Raw genomic sequence first — 15355 nt, 5'->3', positions numbered from 1 at the left:
GCGACCTGGGCCTGTCCGCCGTCCGCGGAGATCAGGGTGGAAAGGATCTTGACGGCGGTGGTCTTGCCCGCGCCGTTCGGCCCGAGCAGAGCGAACACGGACCCGGCGGGGATCCGCAGGTCGATCCCGTCGAGGACGGTCTTGTCGCCGTAGGACTTGCGCAGCCCGACCGCGGAGACGGCGGCAGGCGCCTGCGCATCGGGCCGCCTGGACGTGGACATGACAGTCGAAGGCATGGAGCCCTCCCATTCGAAGGGTGAAGTGGTGGGGAGTGGGCGAGCAGGCGGACCGGGTGCTCAGACCCGGGCGCGGCGTACGTCGATGTTGCCCCAGCGGGACCTGGCGTGGACCTCGACGGTCTCCTCCGCCTCGGCCGGGGGTTCGGCGCCGGCGAGGGTGTTGCGCACCTGCCCCCGCTCGGAACTGACGTCGAGCCAGGCGGCGGTGCCCTCGCGGACGCCGACCTCGATGGCCCCGTAGGAGTTCTCCAGCGAGACGGTGCCGCGGGCGACTTCGGCGACACGCAGCGTGCCGTGGGCGACAGTGGCGGTCACGGAGCCCTCGGCCCGCGCGATGTCGACGTTGCCGTGGGCGCCGCGCACCCGCAGGTCGCCGATCGCGGCCTCGACAGTCGTGGTGCCGTGCGAGTTCTTCAGGACCGCGGGGCCGTCGACGGTGCCGATGCGCAGGCTACCGAAGCTGGTGGCGATCTCGGCGGCGCCCTCGATCCGGTCGACGGTGATCGAGCCGTGGGAGGCGGTCAGTTCGAGCGGTCCGGTGGTGTCGAAACGGACGTCACCGGACGAGTTCTTCACCCGGACCTCACCGAGCCGGCCCTCGCCGAGCACCTGGGTCCAGGAGCCCGTGATGTCGACGCGCGAGCCGATGGGCAGGTCCACCGTCACGTCCACGAGGCCGGAGGGCCCGACGAGGTAGCGCTGCTTCGTCCTGACGGTCAGGACGCCGTTGGCGTAGGTGACCTCGGCCTGCTCGGCGGCCCGCACGTCCTTGTCCCGCTTGGGGTCGCGCGGCAGCACCTCGACGACGGTGTCGAGGCGGTCGCCCGCCGTGAAGCGGATGGATCCGGCGTCCACGCGGGCGATCGCCGAGATCGGTGCGGGGGTGTCGAAAGTAGGCATGGCTGTCCCGTCCTCCTGGGTCTTCGTGGCGTCCCTGCTGGTGGGACGTGGTGTGGGTGAAGTGCGGCGGGCAGGGCGCGGCTAGCGCACCCAGCCCGTGAAGCTCTGTCCGACGGTGCGGGCCTTCTCCGCCGGACGCGGCCGCGTGCCGCCGTCGACCGCGGCCGACACGGCGCGCACCAGCCATGCGTTGACCGACAGGCCCTCGCGGTTCGCGGCCTCCTCGGCACGCACCTTGAGATGCGCCGGCAACCGCAGATTGACGCGGGCGGTGCCGCCCTCGTCGCCGTCACCCGGTGCCGGAGCCGGCGCCGGTGCCGGTGACATGAGCGGCTCGGGGGCGCTCTTGTCCTCGTAGGCCTCGTCGCGCGGCGGTGGCGTCACCACGAAGTCCGGGTCGAGCCCGCGCAGCCGTAGGTCGACCGAACCGGGGGCGAGTTCGCGAGTGATCTCGTCCATCGCGGCGGAGAGCACATTGAGCATGGTCAGGCGGGTCGCCGACTCCAGGGGAGCCGTGAGCCGCTCGGCCAGCTCGCGCGCTTCTTCACCGCCGGCTTCGGCGGCCACCGCGAGTTCGCGGCGGAGGTTGTCGACATACGGCGTGAGGTCCATGACGCCATCATGGCACCACGATGGCGCCACGTGCAAGGCCTTACGGGACACGGACAGGGGAGGCGTCTGGAAATGCCGCGCTGACCTGGCGCAACACACCGAAATCGAGGTGTGTCATCGCGGCACCACATGGCGTCCCAGCCGCATTGGCACACCTCATGGCGCCATAGTGGCGCCACTCCGGCGCGACTTAGAGGTCGCGTGAACAGACGCGGTTGGGGACACCGGCAACAGGACGGGAGCGCCTGGTGATCATGGAGTTGGGACGCCCTGTGATCACAGGGGAGACCTGTGCCCGCGCTTCCATCACGGCCGACCGAACCGCTCTGGGACCAATGCGCGGTCCTGCTTCCCGAGCGGCCGGAGTACCGCCCGGACCACCCGCATGGCTGCCACCGCCGACGCATCAGCGAACGGATCATCGTCGACAAGATGCTGCAACTGCCGCAATTCGACTGTTCTTACGAGGCGATCGTCGACACGACCTGCTCGGACACCACGATCCACAACCGTCGCGACAAGTAGATACGGTTGCGCGTCTTCGCCCGGCCCGAGCAGATCGCGCTCGGCTCCTACGGCCGATGATCCTCGACCACATCGCCGAGGACGGCTCCACGTGTACCTGGACGCCGGCCACGACTCGGACAAGGCCCGCGCGCTGCGCAATGAACGCGGCCTCCACGGCCGCATCGCGCACAACGGCGACAGGGCGCCCATCCAGGCCCGTCAGAGGTGCCACGTGGAGGGCGCCCACGCCTGGCAGAACGCCTTCTGCCGGCTCGCCCGCTGTTGCGAGCGGCGCGCCACCGTCGTCGACGCATTCTTCGACCTCGCCGACACGCTCATCACCGTGCGCAGTCCGACCCGGCGGGCATGGCCGACTCACCGCCGGGACGAACGCACGAACCGCCGACCATGACCGCCACGCACCTCTCGACGTCGCGAAGGGCCAGCACTGCGACCGCTGCCCCGGACGACTCCAGCAGTGGTGCAACGGCAGAACGCCGGGGATCCGGATCGGCTCCAGCGGGCCGTGGTCGGCGGCTTCCGCAGGTTCGTCGCCGTTCAAGGCAAACGGTCGGCAGGGCTGACTGACGCCGGCGACGGAGGCTGTCGGTACCTCCCGTGACAATCACCTCGCCACGTTGACGGCGCCGATCGGAGGCACGTGTTGACCACGCTCCATGAGTTCACGACCTGGGAACCACTGCTGCACATCCTGCGATCCGTTCACACCGCGACGCCGGGCGGCGCTCTGGACGGTCACGTCGCCGGACGGATCACCACCCATGCGTACAGCGTGCAGATGCCAGGGGGAACGAGTTTCACGGTACACGGGCAGGCGTCCGGCGGGCCGGACCGACGACCGTTCGAGTTCGACGCCGTGCAGCAGGTGCGGGAAGCGCTGAAGGAGGCCCACGCCGACGGCGCCTCCTTCGTGGCCCGGATGTCCCCGGACGGCCCGGCCGTGCTGCACTTGCTCGACTTCGGGCCCGCCGTGGAAGCCGAGGTCACCGGGCCGCTCCCGGGCGCGCTCCTCCTGGTCGAAGGCGCTGTACCCGAGCCCTGGCGCCGGCTGCCCGAACCGGTGCCCGACGCGAAGTCCTCGCCGGCGGCGGATGCGACAGCACTGGAGACCTTCCTGCGCGAACGACTCCCCGACGCCATCGGCGCGACCGAGGAAGAGATCTCCGCGGCGGAGGCGCGCCTGGGGATACCGCTGCCCGACGAGATCAAGGCGCTCTACCGGGTGACGCGAGCCCGGTGGGACGACCTGACCGACGACGAGGCGATGTGGCACCTCATGAAGACGGTGACCTGCGAACTGTTCCCCCTGGACGAGCTGTACATTGCCGACGCGCCCTCCCGGCACTCCCCATGGCGGCTCGCGGCGATGGCGACGGTCGGTACGCCGCCCGGCGCCGCGGTGCAGGGGCTGGTCGGATCGCCGGGCTGGATCGTCTTCGGTGAAAGCGACGGCGACCGGCTCGCGGTCGACCTGACGCCGGGTCCAGCCGGGCACACGGGGCACATCATCGTGCTCAGCCACGAGGTGGACGTCGGCGCGGGCCTGGTCGCCGACTCCCTCACCGAACTGATGCTCCGCCTGCCCGCACAGCGCCGCAGCGCCCCGCGGACGGAGCAACCGCCAGCCGCGGCCCGGGTCAACATCCGCAGCCTGAAGAGCGTCGAGGCCGCCGCGCACCCCGCACTCGAGGTCCTGAGCATCGGTGTGTGGGAGGGCGAACCGCTCAGCCTGGAGCCCGTCGTGGACCTACCGCGCCTGCGGACCCTTCTGGCCTACCCCGGGACGCTCGCCGACCCGTTGGAGACCTCCCGGCTCACCGGCCTGGAGTTCCTGACGCTCAGCCCGCAGGACTGGCGTGTGCTCCTGGACGCCGACATGGTCCCTCGCAGCCTGCTGGCCGCGAGCATCGAGGTGCGCAACGACGTCGACCCGCTGCCGGTCGTGGACCTCGCCAACGAGATCCTTGCCCGTTGGGATCGCCCCTTGATCACCCGCACCACCCTGGAGGGCAGCCTCGGCCCCGTGTCGTAGCCCATGATGACCGGGCGGTGGGGGACGGCGCCAGCCATGCACGGGCCAGTGGTTCATGCGCGGCAGCCCCCGTTCTCTCGCTTCCCGCGCGCCGGCCAGGCGTAGCCCTGGCAAACCGTCGAGATCCATCCGCGCGCGGCATTCATCCGCTCTTCGCTTCCACGACGGTTACCGCGTCACGCGGCCGCGAACGGGTTTGCTTGCCTCTGCCGGCACCTACCAGTTGCCGTCGAACATTCACGGGACACCTTTTAGCGACCGCCTACTCGGACAAACGCTGCGCGCGGTGCGGGCCACCGCCTCGCCCGCGGGGCGTGCGACTTCATCCCGCGTCCCACGCAGCCTCGTTCAAGCGCCCCAGCGTGCGCCACGCCCCAGGATTCCAGGAGTCCCCACATCCCTTCCGCTGCCTGCGCGGGCGGACCACCCGGCGGCGGCTTCCCGCCCGGCCGGTTCAGCCGCACACCACGGGCCTCACCCAGCACGCCGACTGCCAGGCGGTGAAGGGCCAGCAGGCCGGGCGCGTGCGCGTGCACCGCGAGCACGACCGCCCCTGCCTCGGCGCGACCCCGGGCGGCCGGACACCCGCGTCATGCACACCTCGGACGCCGACGGTGCGAGGGGACGTGCACCCCGTGCGTCCGCCGGGTCGCGCGGAGAAGTCCTTCCGCGTGCGGCTGCGCGGCAGTGACGGCCGCCGCAACCGACCGGGCCTGCCGGGCGCCCGCCTCGACCCGTACCGCCCGTCGGCGCCCTCCCCCGGCGATGGCGATGCGTGGGTGCAGACCCGACACCGCACCGACCCCAGCGCCGTGGACATGCGGCGCGGACGATGCGTCAGGTGTGCTCCGGAGCCCCGCTGCCCGTCCGGGCGGCGGGGCTCCCGTCCTCCCGGGGCCGCAGCACGCGGATCGGCGCGCCGAAGGCGGCGCGGTCCGTCGCGGAGCGCAGCGCGGTCAGCAGCCGGGGCCCCGCCAGGAGCACCAACAGGGCGTTGAGGACGCCACGCGGAACGTCCCAGCCGAGCGAGGTGGTGAGGTAGAAGGTCAGGTAGTGACGCAGGTTGGCCGCCGCGCCGGCGTGCGGGTGGTACGCGGTCGCGGCGGCCTGGTCGACCAGGCCGGCCGGCCAGAACCACAGGTTCATCACGACGCCGTAGAACACTCCCCCGACCAGCGCGTACCCGACCAGCAGAGCGATCTCCCAGCGGCCGCCGACCTTGCGCGGCAGCAGCCCCGCGCCCAGTCCCACCCAGGAGGCGGCGAGCATCTGGAACGGCAGCCAGGGCCCGATGCCCGCGGTGAGCAGGGCCGAGGCGAACATGGCCGTACTGCCGAGGGCGAAGCCGAAGGCCGGTCCCATCACCCGTCCGCCCAGCAGGAAGACGACGAACATCGGCTCCAGGCCCGCGGTGCCCGCGCCGAGCGGGCGCAGTGCGGCACCCACGGCGGACAGCACACCCAGCAGCGCCACGGCCTTCGCGTCGGCGGTCCCGTCCAGGAGCGCGCTGAGGACCACACCGAGGACCAGCAGGGTGAGCGCGGCGAACAGCCAGGGGGCGTCCTGGCCGTGGGCGACCGGGGAGGAGGCGTCGGCGAGGAAGGGCCAGCCGAAGCCGGCGAGCCCCACGAGCGATACCAGGACCAGGGCGACCGCGGAGCGCGGTCCGATGCGCGGCAGGCCCGCGGTGCGGGCGGCCAGGTGAAGGACGTGCTCGCCGTCGGCGGGCATCCGTACGCCGGTCATGCCGGGGCCTCCTGCGACGTGCTGAGTACCTGCAGAGCGGCGCGGGCCTCGTCGACGGTGAGCAGCGGCGCCGGCGCGAGGACCTTGGCGGTCTGCGGTGCGAAGGCGGGTGACGCGGCCAGCGCGGCGACGGCGTCCTCGTCGGCGACGATCTCGCCGTCGGCGAGCACCGCGACGCGGTCGGCGGCCGCGGCGGCGAGCTCCACGTCGTGGGTGACCAGCAGCACCGCGTGCCCCTCGGCGGCCAGTTGCCGCAGGATCGTGGTGGCGCGGGCCTTGGCCGGGTAGTCCAGGCCGCGGGTCGGCTCGTCCAGCAGCAGCAGCCTGGGGCGGCGGGCGAGGAGTACCGCCAGTGCGAGCGCGAGGCGCTGGCCGCTGGAGAGGGTGCGCGGGTGGGCCCGCGGGTCGATGCCCGGGACCAGCCGTTCCAGCAGCGCGGCCGTGGTGCCGGGCAGCGCCCCCGCCTCGCGGTCGGCGCCCGCGCACTCGCGGTCGACCCGGTCGGCGAGCAGCAGGTCGCCGGGGTCCGAGGGCACCATGCCGACGGCCGCGGCGACCTGGCGGCGCTTCAGCTTGAGGGGGTTCTCCCCGGCCACGCGCACCTCGCCGGCGGTGGGCCGGTGCAGTCCTGCCAGGCAGGACAGGAGGGTCGACTTGCCGGCGCCGTTGCGGCCCATGAGCGCGGTGACCCGGCCCTCGTGCAGCGTGAGGTCGACCCCGCGCAGCGCGGGCACCGGTCCGTGGTGCGCCACGAGCCCGCGCAGCGAGGCGACCGGCTCGCCCTGCGGCGGTGTCTCGCGCGGCACCGGCGCCGCGGCGAGCAGCCGGTGACCGGCGGCCTTGCGGCGTGCGTCGCGCACGCTGAGCGCGACGGGGCTCCAGCCCAGCAGCCGGGACAGTTCCACGACCGGTGGGGCCACAGGCGCGTCGGCCAGGATGTCGGCCGTCGCTCCGTAGCGCACCGGTTCGCCGCCGCCGGGCACCAGCAGGGCGGCGTCCGCGTACTGCGCCACCCGTTCCAGCCGGTGCTCGGCGAGCAGCACCGTCGTGCCGAGGTCGTGCACGAGCCGGGTCAGGGCGGCGAGCACCTCCTCGGCGGCCGGCGGGTCGAGGGCGCTGGTCGGCTCGTCCAGCACCAGCAGGCCGGGCTGCGCCGCGAACGCCGCGGCCAGCGCCACCCGTTGCTGCTGCCCGGCCGAGAGCGCCTGCAGGGACCGGGACCGCAGGTCGGCCAGCCCCAGCAGGTCGAGGGTCTCCTCCACCCGGCGGCGCATCGCCTCGGGCCGCAGCGCCAGGCACTCCAGCCCGTAGGCGATCTCCTCCTCGACGGTGTCGGCCACGAAGGCGTCCGCCGGACGTTGCGGCACGACGCCGACGGCGTCGGCGAGGTCGCGCGGGGCGTGTACGGCCGTGTCCCGGCCGGCGGTGGTCACCGTGCCGTACAGGGTGCCGCCCGTCGCGTGCGGGACGGCCCCGTTGACGGTGCGCAGGAGCGTGGACTTGCCGCTGCCCGTGGCGCCCACGACCAGCACGAGTTCCCCGTCGGGCACGGCGAGGTCGACCCCGGCGAGCACCGGCGCGCTCGCGCGCGGATAGCGGAAGGAGACCTGCTCCCAGTGGACGGCGTTCACGGATGTTTCCTCGGCTGGTCGGTGGGCCGCCCCGGTCCGGCGGAGACGGGGGTGCGGTCGTGGTCGCCCGGCGGCGGCGGCGTGAGGTGGGCCGGCAGCAGCGCGCAGAGCACCCCGGCCGCGGCGAGCAGCGGCAGGCCCGGCGGCTGCAGGGACCAGGGGTCGGGGGCGAGCGCGGCGGCCGGTGAGGTGAGCAAGAAGCAGAGCGCGGCGAGGGCGCCGCTCGCCGCGGTGACCCATTCGGGCAGTGCCCACGGGTCGGGGCGGTAGCGGGTGCGCCGGACGGAGGCGCCGCCCAGGCGCGTTCCGGCGACGCAGCCGAGCAGCCCGATCGCCAGCAGCACCGGACCGGCGTGGCCCGTGGTCACCGCGCCGAGCGGGCCGGCGGGAACGGTGGTCGAGGAGTCCAGGAGGCCGTAGACACCGACGACGACCGAGGCGAGGCCGCCGAGCAGCAGCGTGTGCACGGCGGCGCGCCGCCCGGCCGGTACGGCGTCGCGCCGCCCGTACCCGCGCGCGTCGAGGGCGGCGGCGGTGGCGAGGGCGCGGTCCAGGGCCTCTTCGAGCACGGGGGCGGCGATGGAGAGCGTGCCGCGCAGTCCGCGGACCGGCAGCGCCCGCAGCCGCCGGGCACGGCGGACCCGGCCGACCGCGGCGACGAGTTGCGGCGCCGCGCTGAGCGACACGGTGACGGCGACGCCGAGTTCGTGCAGTGCGCGCGGCAGCGCCCGCAGCAGCCGGGCGGGACTGGCCAGCGCGTTGGCGGCGCCGAAGCACAGCAGCATGACGCCCAGGCGTACGCCGTCGCACAGTGCCGAGTACGCCGCTTCCGCGGTCACCGGGCCGCCGAGCCTGACCCCGGACATCCACGACGGCAGCGGGATCGCGGGCAGGTCGAGCAGCACGGTCGAGCCGCCGTAGCCGACCAGCAGGGACTGGAGCACCAGGCGCAGTACCACCACCGCGACGGCCAGTTTCAGGAAGACGCCGTAGGCGGCCGCCCAGGGCGCGCGGGTGCGGCGGGCGGCCACCACGTAGCCCGCAGCTGCGCCGATCAGCGCCAGCAGCAGGATGTTGGTGGTGCGGCTCGCCGCGGTGGCGAGCCCGAGAGCCCACACCCACCAGGCGAACGGGTGGAGTTGGCGGGGCAGCAGCAGCCGCGCGCCGGGGCGCGGCATCAGCCCGCCTCCTCGGTGGGCCGGCGGTCGCGCCTGCGGGCCCGGAGGACGGCGGCGCCGGCCAGGGCCGCGACCCCGACGGTGCCGGCCAGCAGCGGCCAGCCGTTCCAGCCCTGTCCGCCGGAGCGCGCGCCGGCCGACCGCACACCGCTCACGGGCGCGCCCGGGCTGCCCGTCGTACCGGACGCCTCGGTGCGGGAGCCCGGCGACGGGCTCGGGTCCGGGATCGGGTCCGGACTCGTGGAGGCCTCGGTCCCCGCGGTCGCCGTGGGGTGGTTCGCGGCGCCCTTGCCGGTCGCGCTCGCGCTCGCCCTCGGGTGCGCCGCCGGGTGCGAGGCGGCGCCCCCGGTGCCGGATCCACCCGTGCCCGGGCCGCTCGTACCGCCACCGCTTCCTGATGGGTTGTCGGATCCGCCGCCGCCGGATGCTCCCCCGCCGGGCTTCGCGGTGGTCCGCGTCGGCCAGGGCGTCGGGGTCGGCGTCGGCGCGACCGCGCTGCGCGGCGACGGCGGCTCGTTGGCGCCGGAGTCCTGCCACACCCACGCGTCGATGCCGCCCTTCGCCGGAGTGCGGCCGGCCGGTCCGGCCGCGCCGTACACCCAGGTGCTGGTGCCGGGGAGCATGTACCAGTACGACCAGTACGTGTCCTTGTCCACCGCCCCGCACCCCGTGCCGGGGGCACCGTCCAGCGCGCAGACGAAGCCGCCGCCGTAGGGGCCGGAGCCCAGCCGGACCGAGAAACCCGCCTGCTGCAGCGCCTGGATACCGCTCTGCGGCGACGGTGCGCACCCGGTCCTGCTCGGGTACGGGGCGTCCGGGACACCGCGGTCCTCCACCACGACCAGCACACCGGAGCAGCCCCCTGCCGCTCCGGCCGGGGCGGCGGCGGGCCACAGCAGCGTCGCGGCCGCGGCGGCGCAGGCCGCCAGCGCTGCCGAGCCCTGCCGGATCACGCCCCGGTTCCCGGGGAGCGGCGGCGCCGGACGGCGACCACGGCCGCGGCACCCACCGCGATCAGCGCCGCGGAACTCGCCGCCAGCGGCAGCGCGGACGTGCCGGTGCTGGCCAGCGCGCCGCCGGTGCCGCCGGAACCGCCCGTGCCGCCCGGATACGTCGATCCGGCCGGGGCCGGCGTCGTCGCGCTCGGCGTGGGCGTGACGGTGGCGGAGGGGACCGGGGAGTCGGTGGGGGTCGCCGAGCCGCCGGGTTCGGTGGGCTCACCGGTCGGGGTGGGCGAGGCGCCGGCCGAGTCACTGGCCGTGGGGCTCGGCGACGAGCACTCCACAGCGGCCAGTCCTTCCGTCGCGCCGGTGCCGTCCACGGTCGCGTACGAGATCCCGGACAGGGCGGTCACCGCCTGCACGGTCGCACGCAGCGCACTGCCGTCGGCCTTGGCCTCCTGGTAGCCCACCGCGCCGCGGTCCTTGGCCGCGCCCTCGCAGCCGACCTGACGCCCACGCAGCCAGTCCGCACCCTTGTCGGCGGCCGCACCGCGTCCTCCGGCCCGCAGGGCCTGGGTGGCCAGGGCCGTCGAGTTGGCGTTCACCACCGCGGTCGGACCCGTGCCGGCGAAGCCGCCGTCCTTGCCCTGCTTCTTCTCCAGCCAGTCCAGCGCCTTGCCCGCGGCCGCGTCCTCATTGCCGACGGCGAGCAGGGCCTGCACGACCATGCCGGTGCCGTCCGCGTCGGCGTCGCACTCCGCGGGGGTCTCCGGGAAGAAGACCGGGAAGCCGCCGTCGGCGCACTGGCCGGCCAGGAGGAAGTCCACGGCCGCGCCCGGCACCGCGCCGCCGTCGCGCTCCAGCGCGATCAGGGCCAGCGACTGCGTCAGCGTGTTGGAGTAGTCGTTGACCTCGGTGCCGCCGAAGGTGGCCCGGTCGGTGAAACGGCCGCTGGGCTGCATACGGGAGTTGAGCTGCGCGATCAGGTCGCGACCGGCGAACGCGCCCGGGTCGCGGTGCCCCGCCTCGGCCACCAGCGCGAGCTTCGCCAGCGACCCCGCGTAGATGTCGCCCGGCGTGTCACCGGTGAGGTACGACTCCGCGTGCGCGGCCAGCCAGTCGGTCGCGGCGGTCGTCTCGCCCCTGCCCGTGTGCGTGGCCGACAGGGCCAGTACGACGTCGGCCGTGAGACCGGGGTCGGCACCGAAGTCGCCCTCGACGTGGTCGCCGTCCTTCAACTGGCGGCCCGCCCACCCGGCCGCGGCAGCGGCGTCCGACGGCACGGCGGGAGCGGCCGCGGCGGAGGTCGCCTGCAGGGCGAGAAGGGTGGCGGTGATGAGCGCGGGAGCGACCGTGCGGCCGGATATGCGCAACGAAGCCTCCTGAACGGTGGACCTCGGGACGCACCCCGGGAGAACGGCCGCGAGGAACGCGGGCGGCCGTGCCCGTGGGCCTCGCCCCGTGACCGCGACGGATGAGAACCAGTGCCGCCGATGGGTCATCGGGCTCGCCGCGGACGGCATCACGGATGCCGCGCGGCCCACCGTTGCGGGCCAGCGCCGGAATTCGACCGGCTTCCCCCACCAGAGGCGGAGGGAAGGCTATGTCCCGGGACCGCGCCACTTCAAGGTGGCACCGTCGAGTGTGACAACACCCACGCGCCCGTCACCTGCGGCAACGCCCGTAGGCGTCGCCTTTGCACGATGAACTCACCAGCGCCTCGACGGCGTTGGGCCCGACGCACCGGCACCCAGGGCGGGCCGGCCCGGAGAGTGCCTGGCCGCGGCGTGGCGGGCGCGGCTCGCCCTCCGGCCCGCGCGGACGAGCGCACCCGGCCGGCGCGTCCATGCGAGGTCGTGCCCCCGCGCACTCGGCGTCCCGACCGCCCCCGTCCGACGCTCCCGGCCGACCGGGCACCGCCCGCAGGCCCGCCCTCAACACGCCCGGCCTTCACGACGATCGGGCCCTGCAGGACGTACGGGGAACCTGCCGGTCGGCGTCCGGGCCACCGGCGGCGAGGTGGAGCACGCCGTCCCCGTCCTGCTCGCCGGGGTCGACGCAGTGGCGGCCACCCGTTCCTCGCGGCGGCATCCGCGGAGCACCGCCGCCCGGGGCCGGTCAGCGGCGCAGCAGGTACGTGTCCATGATCCAGCCCTTGCGGGCACGGGCGTCGGCCCGCAGCGCGCGGATGTGCTCGGCGGTCTCCGCGAGGGGACCGGAGACAAGGATCTCGTCGTCCGTGCCGAGGTAGGCGCCGTAGTGGATCTCGACACCCTCGGGGTCGATCCCCGCGAAGGCCGCGTCGCCGTCGAGCATGACGACGACGTCGTCGACGCCCTCGGGCAGGCCGCCCTCGGCGAGCCGGCGGCCTGTGGTGATCTGCACCGGCCGGCCGACGCGCGTGAGGGTCGTGCGGTGCCGGGCGGCCAGCGCGGAGACGCTGCTGATGCCGGGGATCACGTCGTAGGTGAAGGCGGTGGCGTCGGCGCGGGCGCGGACGTCGTCGAGCACGGCGATGACGCTGTCGTAGAGGCTGGGGTCGCCCCATACGAGGAAGGCCGCGGTCTCCTCCGGGCCGACCTGCTCCGCGAGGAGACGCTCGATCACGTCGGCGCGGCGGCGGCGCCAGTCCTCGACGGCCGCCGGGTAGCCGGGGGCGGTGCGGTCCCGTTCGGCGTCGGGGACCTCCACGACGCGATGGCCGGGGCGCCCGTGCTCCTCCAGCATGCGGTGGCGCAGCCGGACGAGTTCCTGGCGTTCGCCGGTCTTGCCCAGGACGAGGAAGACGTCGGTCCGGGCGATCGCCTTGACTGCCTGGAGGGTGAGGTGGTCGGGGTCGCCGGCGCCGATGCCGATCACGCGTATGTGTCGCATGGGGCGATTGTGCCGCGTGTTGGCGCTGGTACGCGCGGCCGAGCGGCCTGTTCCCTGCCGCTCTGTGAAGTCCGTCACCCCGGGCCGGGCGGTTACGGCAGCGCATAGTAGACGGCGGCCGGACGGCATATGCGATCCATCCCCGCCGGAACGGACATTTCGCATACATCGGGGCGGACCGCACGCGATCCGCGTGTCGCTTCCGGCCGTCCGCCGGGCCCGGACGGCATCCTGAAGGAACGTCAGATTTTCACAACAAGGCGCCGAACGGGCACACGCATGCCCCGCTTCGCGGCGCAAGGATCGTCTTCGCTACGAGTCGGCGTAGTAACGATCTTCCATTGCCCCGCTCTCGGGACGGTCCGCACAATGGCCGAGCCCGCACGGCGTCACAGCAGCTCAGGCGGGATGTGAACACGGACGCCGAACCACCGAGTGAGGTCACGCAATGACGAACCACCGCCGGAAGACACGCCATCGCAAGATCGTCGTCGCCGCTCTCGCCGTCGCCGCCGTGGGGGTGCCCTCGGTCGCCATGGCATCCATCGACAGTCCGCGGGACGCCCGGCACGGCGCATGGTCCCATGGGCACTGGAACAACACGCCCTGGCACGGTCAGTGGTCGCACGGCACCTGGGCCGGCGCGCCCTCCTCCGTCCCCGAGGCACCCGCGCCCCCGGCCTCCGCCCCCGCGCAGGCACCCGGCACGGCGCCGTCCGGGGCCCCCGTGACCGGGAACGTCACCACGCTCGTGAAGCTGGTGAACCAGGAGCGCTCCAAGGCCGGCTGCTCCCCGCTCAAGCTCAACGGCAAGCTGACCGACGCCGCCCAGGAGCACAGCGCCGACATGGCCGAGACGGGCACCATGTCGCACACCGGCTCGGACGGCTCCTCCCCCTCGGACCGGATCAGCGCCGCCGGCTACAACTGGCGGTCCTTCGGCGAGAACGTGGCGTTCGGCTACTCCTCCCCCTCGGCCGTGATGCAGGGCTGGATGAACAGCCCCGGTCACAAGCGGAACATACTGGACTGCTCCTTCAAGGAAATAGGAGTCGGCCTGGCACAGCCGGGCAGCTACTGGACCCAGGACTTCGGCGCCACGCGCTGAGGTGACGCCCGAGGGGCCCGGTCGCATCGCGATCGGGCCCCTCGGCGTCCGCACGGCGTACCGGGTGCCGGTCAGCGCAGCCCGCGGCCCAGCGCGGTGATCAGCTCACCGTCGGGGGTGTCCCCGCTCAGCTCCCAGAAGAAGGCGCCGCCGAGCCCCTGGTCCTTGGCCCAGGCCGCCTTGTCCCGCAGGGTGCGCGGGGTGTCGTAGCTCCACCACTCGTCGCCGCAGCGTGCGTACGCGGTGCCCGCGACGATCCCGGTGGCCGGGCAGCGGGTCTTGAGCACCTTGTAGTCCTCGCTGCCCGCCTCCCAGGTGCCGGGGGCCGGGCCGGTCGCGCTGCCACCGGGCGCCGACTGCGTCACCCCGGTCCAGCCGCGGCCGTAGAAGCCGACCCCGAGCAGCAGCTTGTGGGCGGGGACGCCGAGCCTGCGCAGCTTCTGCACGGTCGCCGTGGCGTTGAAGGTCCGCTCCGGGATGCCGCGGTACGCGGTGAGCGGGGAGTGCGGGGCGGTCGGCCCGGTGGCCGACCACGTGCCGAAGTAGTCGTAGGTCATCGGGTTGTACCAGTCGACGTACGTCGCGGCGCGCCCGTAGTCGGCCGCCTCCAGCTTGCCGCCCGGCGAGGCGTCCGCGGTGACGGCGGCGGTGATCAGGTTCTTGCGCCCGAAGCGGTCGCGGAGTGCGCGCATCAGGTCCGGGTACGCCGTGCGGGCGCTGGTGTCGCAGGTCAGGCCGCAGGCGCCCGGGTACTCCCAGTCGATGTCGATGCCGTCGAAGACGTCGGCCCAGCGCGGGTCCTCGACGAGCTTGTAGCAGGAGTCGGCGAAGGCCTCGGGGTCGGCGGCGGCCTGGCCGAATCCGCCGGACCAGCTGAAACCGCCGAAGGACCAGAGGATCTTGAGATGCGGGTACTGCTTCTTCAGCTTGCGCAGCTGGCCGAAGTTTCCGTGCAGCGTGCCGTCCTCGGTGCTGTCGGCGACGCCGTCCACGCTGCTCGCGGCGTCGTACGGCTGCTCGTAGTCGGCCCAGGAGTCGCCGACGGCGCACTTGCCGTCCGTCACGTTGCCGAAGGCGTAGTTGATGTGCGTCAGCCGGGCCGCGGAGCCGGAGGTGGCGACGTCCTTGACGTGGTAATTGCGGGCGTAGACGCCCCAGTCGATGAAGTACCCGACGACCTTGGACCGGTCGTGGGAGTCGTGCCGGCCGTGCCCCTGGCCCTGGCCGTGTCCCTGCGCGTGCGCGGATCCGTGGGAGTCCACGGCAGCGGTCGCGGGCTGGGCCGCGGCGGGGCCGGTGACCAGGCCCGCCGTGAGCAGCGCGGTGCCTGCGGCGACGAGGCCGACGAGGGTTCTGCGGACGCGTGATCCCTGCTGTCTGGGCATGCGGTTACCTCGGGTCGGAAACGGGTGGAGGCGCGCGAGAGTGCGGGGCCACCCTAGGAGGACTAGACCAATGGGGTCAATGGTCTGCACCATTACGGAATCCGGTCCTCCGTGACGACGCGTCAGGCCGTGCCGAGAGCACCGGCCGAGGGGGCTTCGCCCGACGCGGCGTCATCCGATG

General features: G+C 73.9%; 12 protein-coding genes, 1 pseudogene and 1 riboswitch. Of the genes and pseudogenes, 3 read left to right on the top strand and 10 right to left on the bottom strand.

Annotated features, from left to right (window positions below):
* The 3 genes from ACIP98_RS28810 to ACIP98_RS28800 all read right to left on the bottom strand — a co-directional run.
* The coding region (locus ACIP98_RS28810) for an ATP-binding cassette domain-containing protein (RefSeq protein ID WP_401978681.1) at positions 1 to 236 on the bottom strand (236 nt) is incomplete at its 3' end.
* A gap of 60 nt (positions 237 to 296) precedes the next feature.
* Complete coding sequence (locus tag ACIP98_RS28805; RefSeq protein ID WP_401978679.1) at positions 297 to 1139, bottom strand: DUF4097 family beta strand repeat-containing protein; 843 nt, start codon at positions 1137 to 1139, stop codon at positions 297 to 299.
* An 81-nt stretch (positions 1140 to 1220) separates the two neighbouring features.
* Positions 1221 to 1751: a hypothetical protein gene (locus ACIP98_RS28800; RefSeq protein WP_401978678.1), complete on the bottom strand. Its 531-nt coding sequence runs from the start codon at positions 1749 to 1751 to the stop codon at positions 1221 to 1223.
* A 291-nt stretch (positions 1752 to 2042) separates the two neighbouring features.
* Between ACIP98_RS28800 and ACIP98_RS28795 the strand changes: the two are divergent.
* Positions 2043 to 2670 (top strand): annotated as a pseudogene (locus ACIP98_RS28795) (IS5/IS1182 family transposase).
* Positions 2671 to 2922: 252 nt separating this feature from the next.
* Positions 2923 to 4311, top strand: coding sequence for an SMI1/KNR4 family protein (locus tag ACIP98_RS28790; RefSeq protein WP_401978676.1), 1389 nt, complete (start codon positions 2923 to 2925; stop codon positions 4309 to 4311).
* 837 nt (positions 4312 to 5148) lie between these two features.
* Here ACIP98_RS28790 and ACIP98_RS28785 read toward each other — a convergent pair.
* The 6 genes from ACIP98_RS28785 to cobF all read right to left on the bottom strand — a co-directional run bounded on the left by ACIP98_RS28785 (position 5149) and on the right by cobF (position 12681).
* A complete protein-coding gene (locus ACIP98_RS28785; protein ID WP_401978674.1) occupies positions 5149 to 6057 on the bottom strand; it encodes an ECF transporter S component in 909 nt (302 codons plus the stop codon).
* Positions 6054 to 7688 (bottom strand): ATP-binding cassette domain-containing protein, encoded by a 1635-nt coding sequence (locus ACIP98_RS28780; RefSeq protein ID WP_319663198.1) that lies wholly within the window; start codon positions 7686 to 7688, stop codon positions 6054 to 6056. Before ACIP98_RS28780 ends, ACIP98_RS28785 begins: the two co-directional genes overlap by 4 nt.
* Positions 7685 to 8866, bottom strand: coding sequence for an energy-coupling factor transporter transmembrane protein EcfT (locus tag ACIP98_RS28775; RefSeq protein WP_401978671.1), 1182 nt, complete (start codon positions 8864 to 8866; stop codon positions 7685 to 7687). The genes ACIP98_RS28780 and ACIP98_RS28775 overlap by 4 nt, the downstream gene beginning before the upstream one ends.
* Entirely contained in the window at positions 8866 to 9819 is a 954-nt protein-coding gene (locus ACIP98_RS28770) for a hypothetical protein (RefSeq protein WP_401978670.1), read from the bottom strand. Before ACIP98_RS28770 ends, ACIP98_RS28775 begins: the two co-directional genes overlap by 1 nt.
* Positions 9816 to 11180, bottom strand: coding sequence for a prenyltransferase/squalene oxidase repeat-containing protein (locus ACIP98_RS28765; RefSeq protein WP_401978669.1), 1365 nt, complete (start codon positions 11178 to 11180; stop codon positions 9816 to 9818). Before ACIP98_RS28765 ends, ACIP98_RS28770 begins: the two co-directional genes overlap by 4 nt.
* A gap of 122 nt (positions 11181 to 11302) precedes the next feature.
* Positions 11303 to 11388: riboswitch (cobalamin riboswitch) on the bottom strand.
* 537 nt (positions 11389 to 11925) lie between these two features.
* Positions 11926 to 12681 (bottom strand): precorrin-6A synthase (deacetylating), encoded by a 756-nt coding sequence (cobF, locus tag ACIP98_RS28760; RefSeq protein WP_401978667.1) that lies wholly within the window; start codon positions 12679 to 12681, stop codon positions 11926 to 11928.
* A gap of 448 nt (positions 12682 to 13129) precedes the next feature.
* Between cobF and ACIP98_RS28755 the strand changes: the two genes are divergently transcribed.
* Positions 13130 to 13789 carry a CAP domain-containing protein gene (locus ACIP98_RS28755; RefSeq protein ID WP_319663193.1) on the top strand — a complete coding sequence of 220 codons (660 nt, stop codon included), beginning with the start codon at positions 13130 to 13132 and terminating at the stop codon, positions 13787 to 13789.
* 71 nt (positions 13790 to 13860) lie between these two features.
* Here ACIP98_RS28755 and ACIP98_RS28750 read toward each other — a convergent pair whose 3' ends face one another.
* Positions 13861 to 15174: a glycoside hydrolase family 18 protein gene (locus ACIP98_RS28750; protein WP_401978665.1), complete on the bottom strand. Its 1314-nt coding sequence runs from the start codon at positions 15172 to 15174 to the stop codon at positions 13861 to 13863.
* Positions 15175 to 15355: the final 181 nt, after the last annotated feature.

This window comes from Streptomyces sp. NPDC088354 (assembly GCF_044753585.1).
In the GTDB taxonomy this organism is placed as follows: Bacteria; Actinomycetota; Actinomycetes; order Streptomycetales; family Streptomycetaceae; genus Actinacidiphila.
This window is presented reverse-complemented; position numbering and strand designations above follow the sequence as displayed.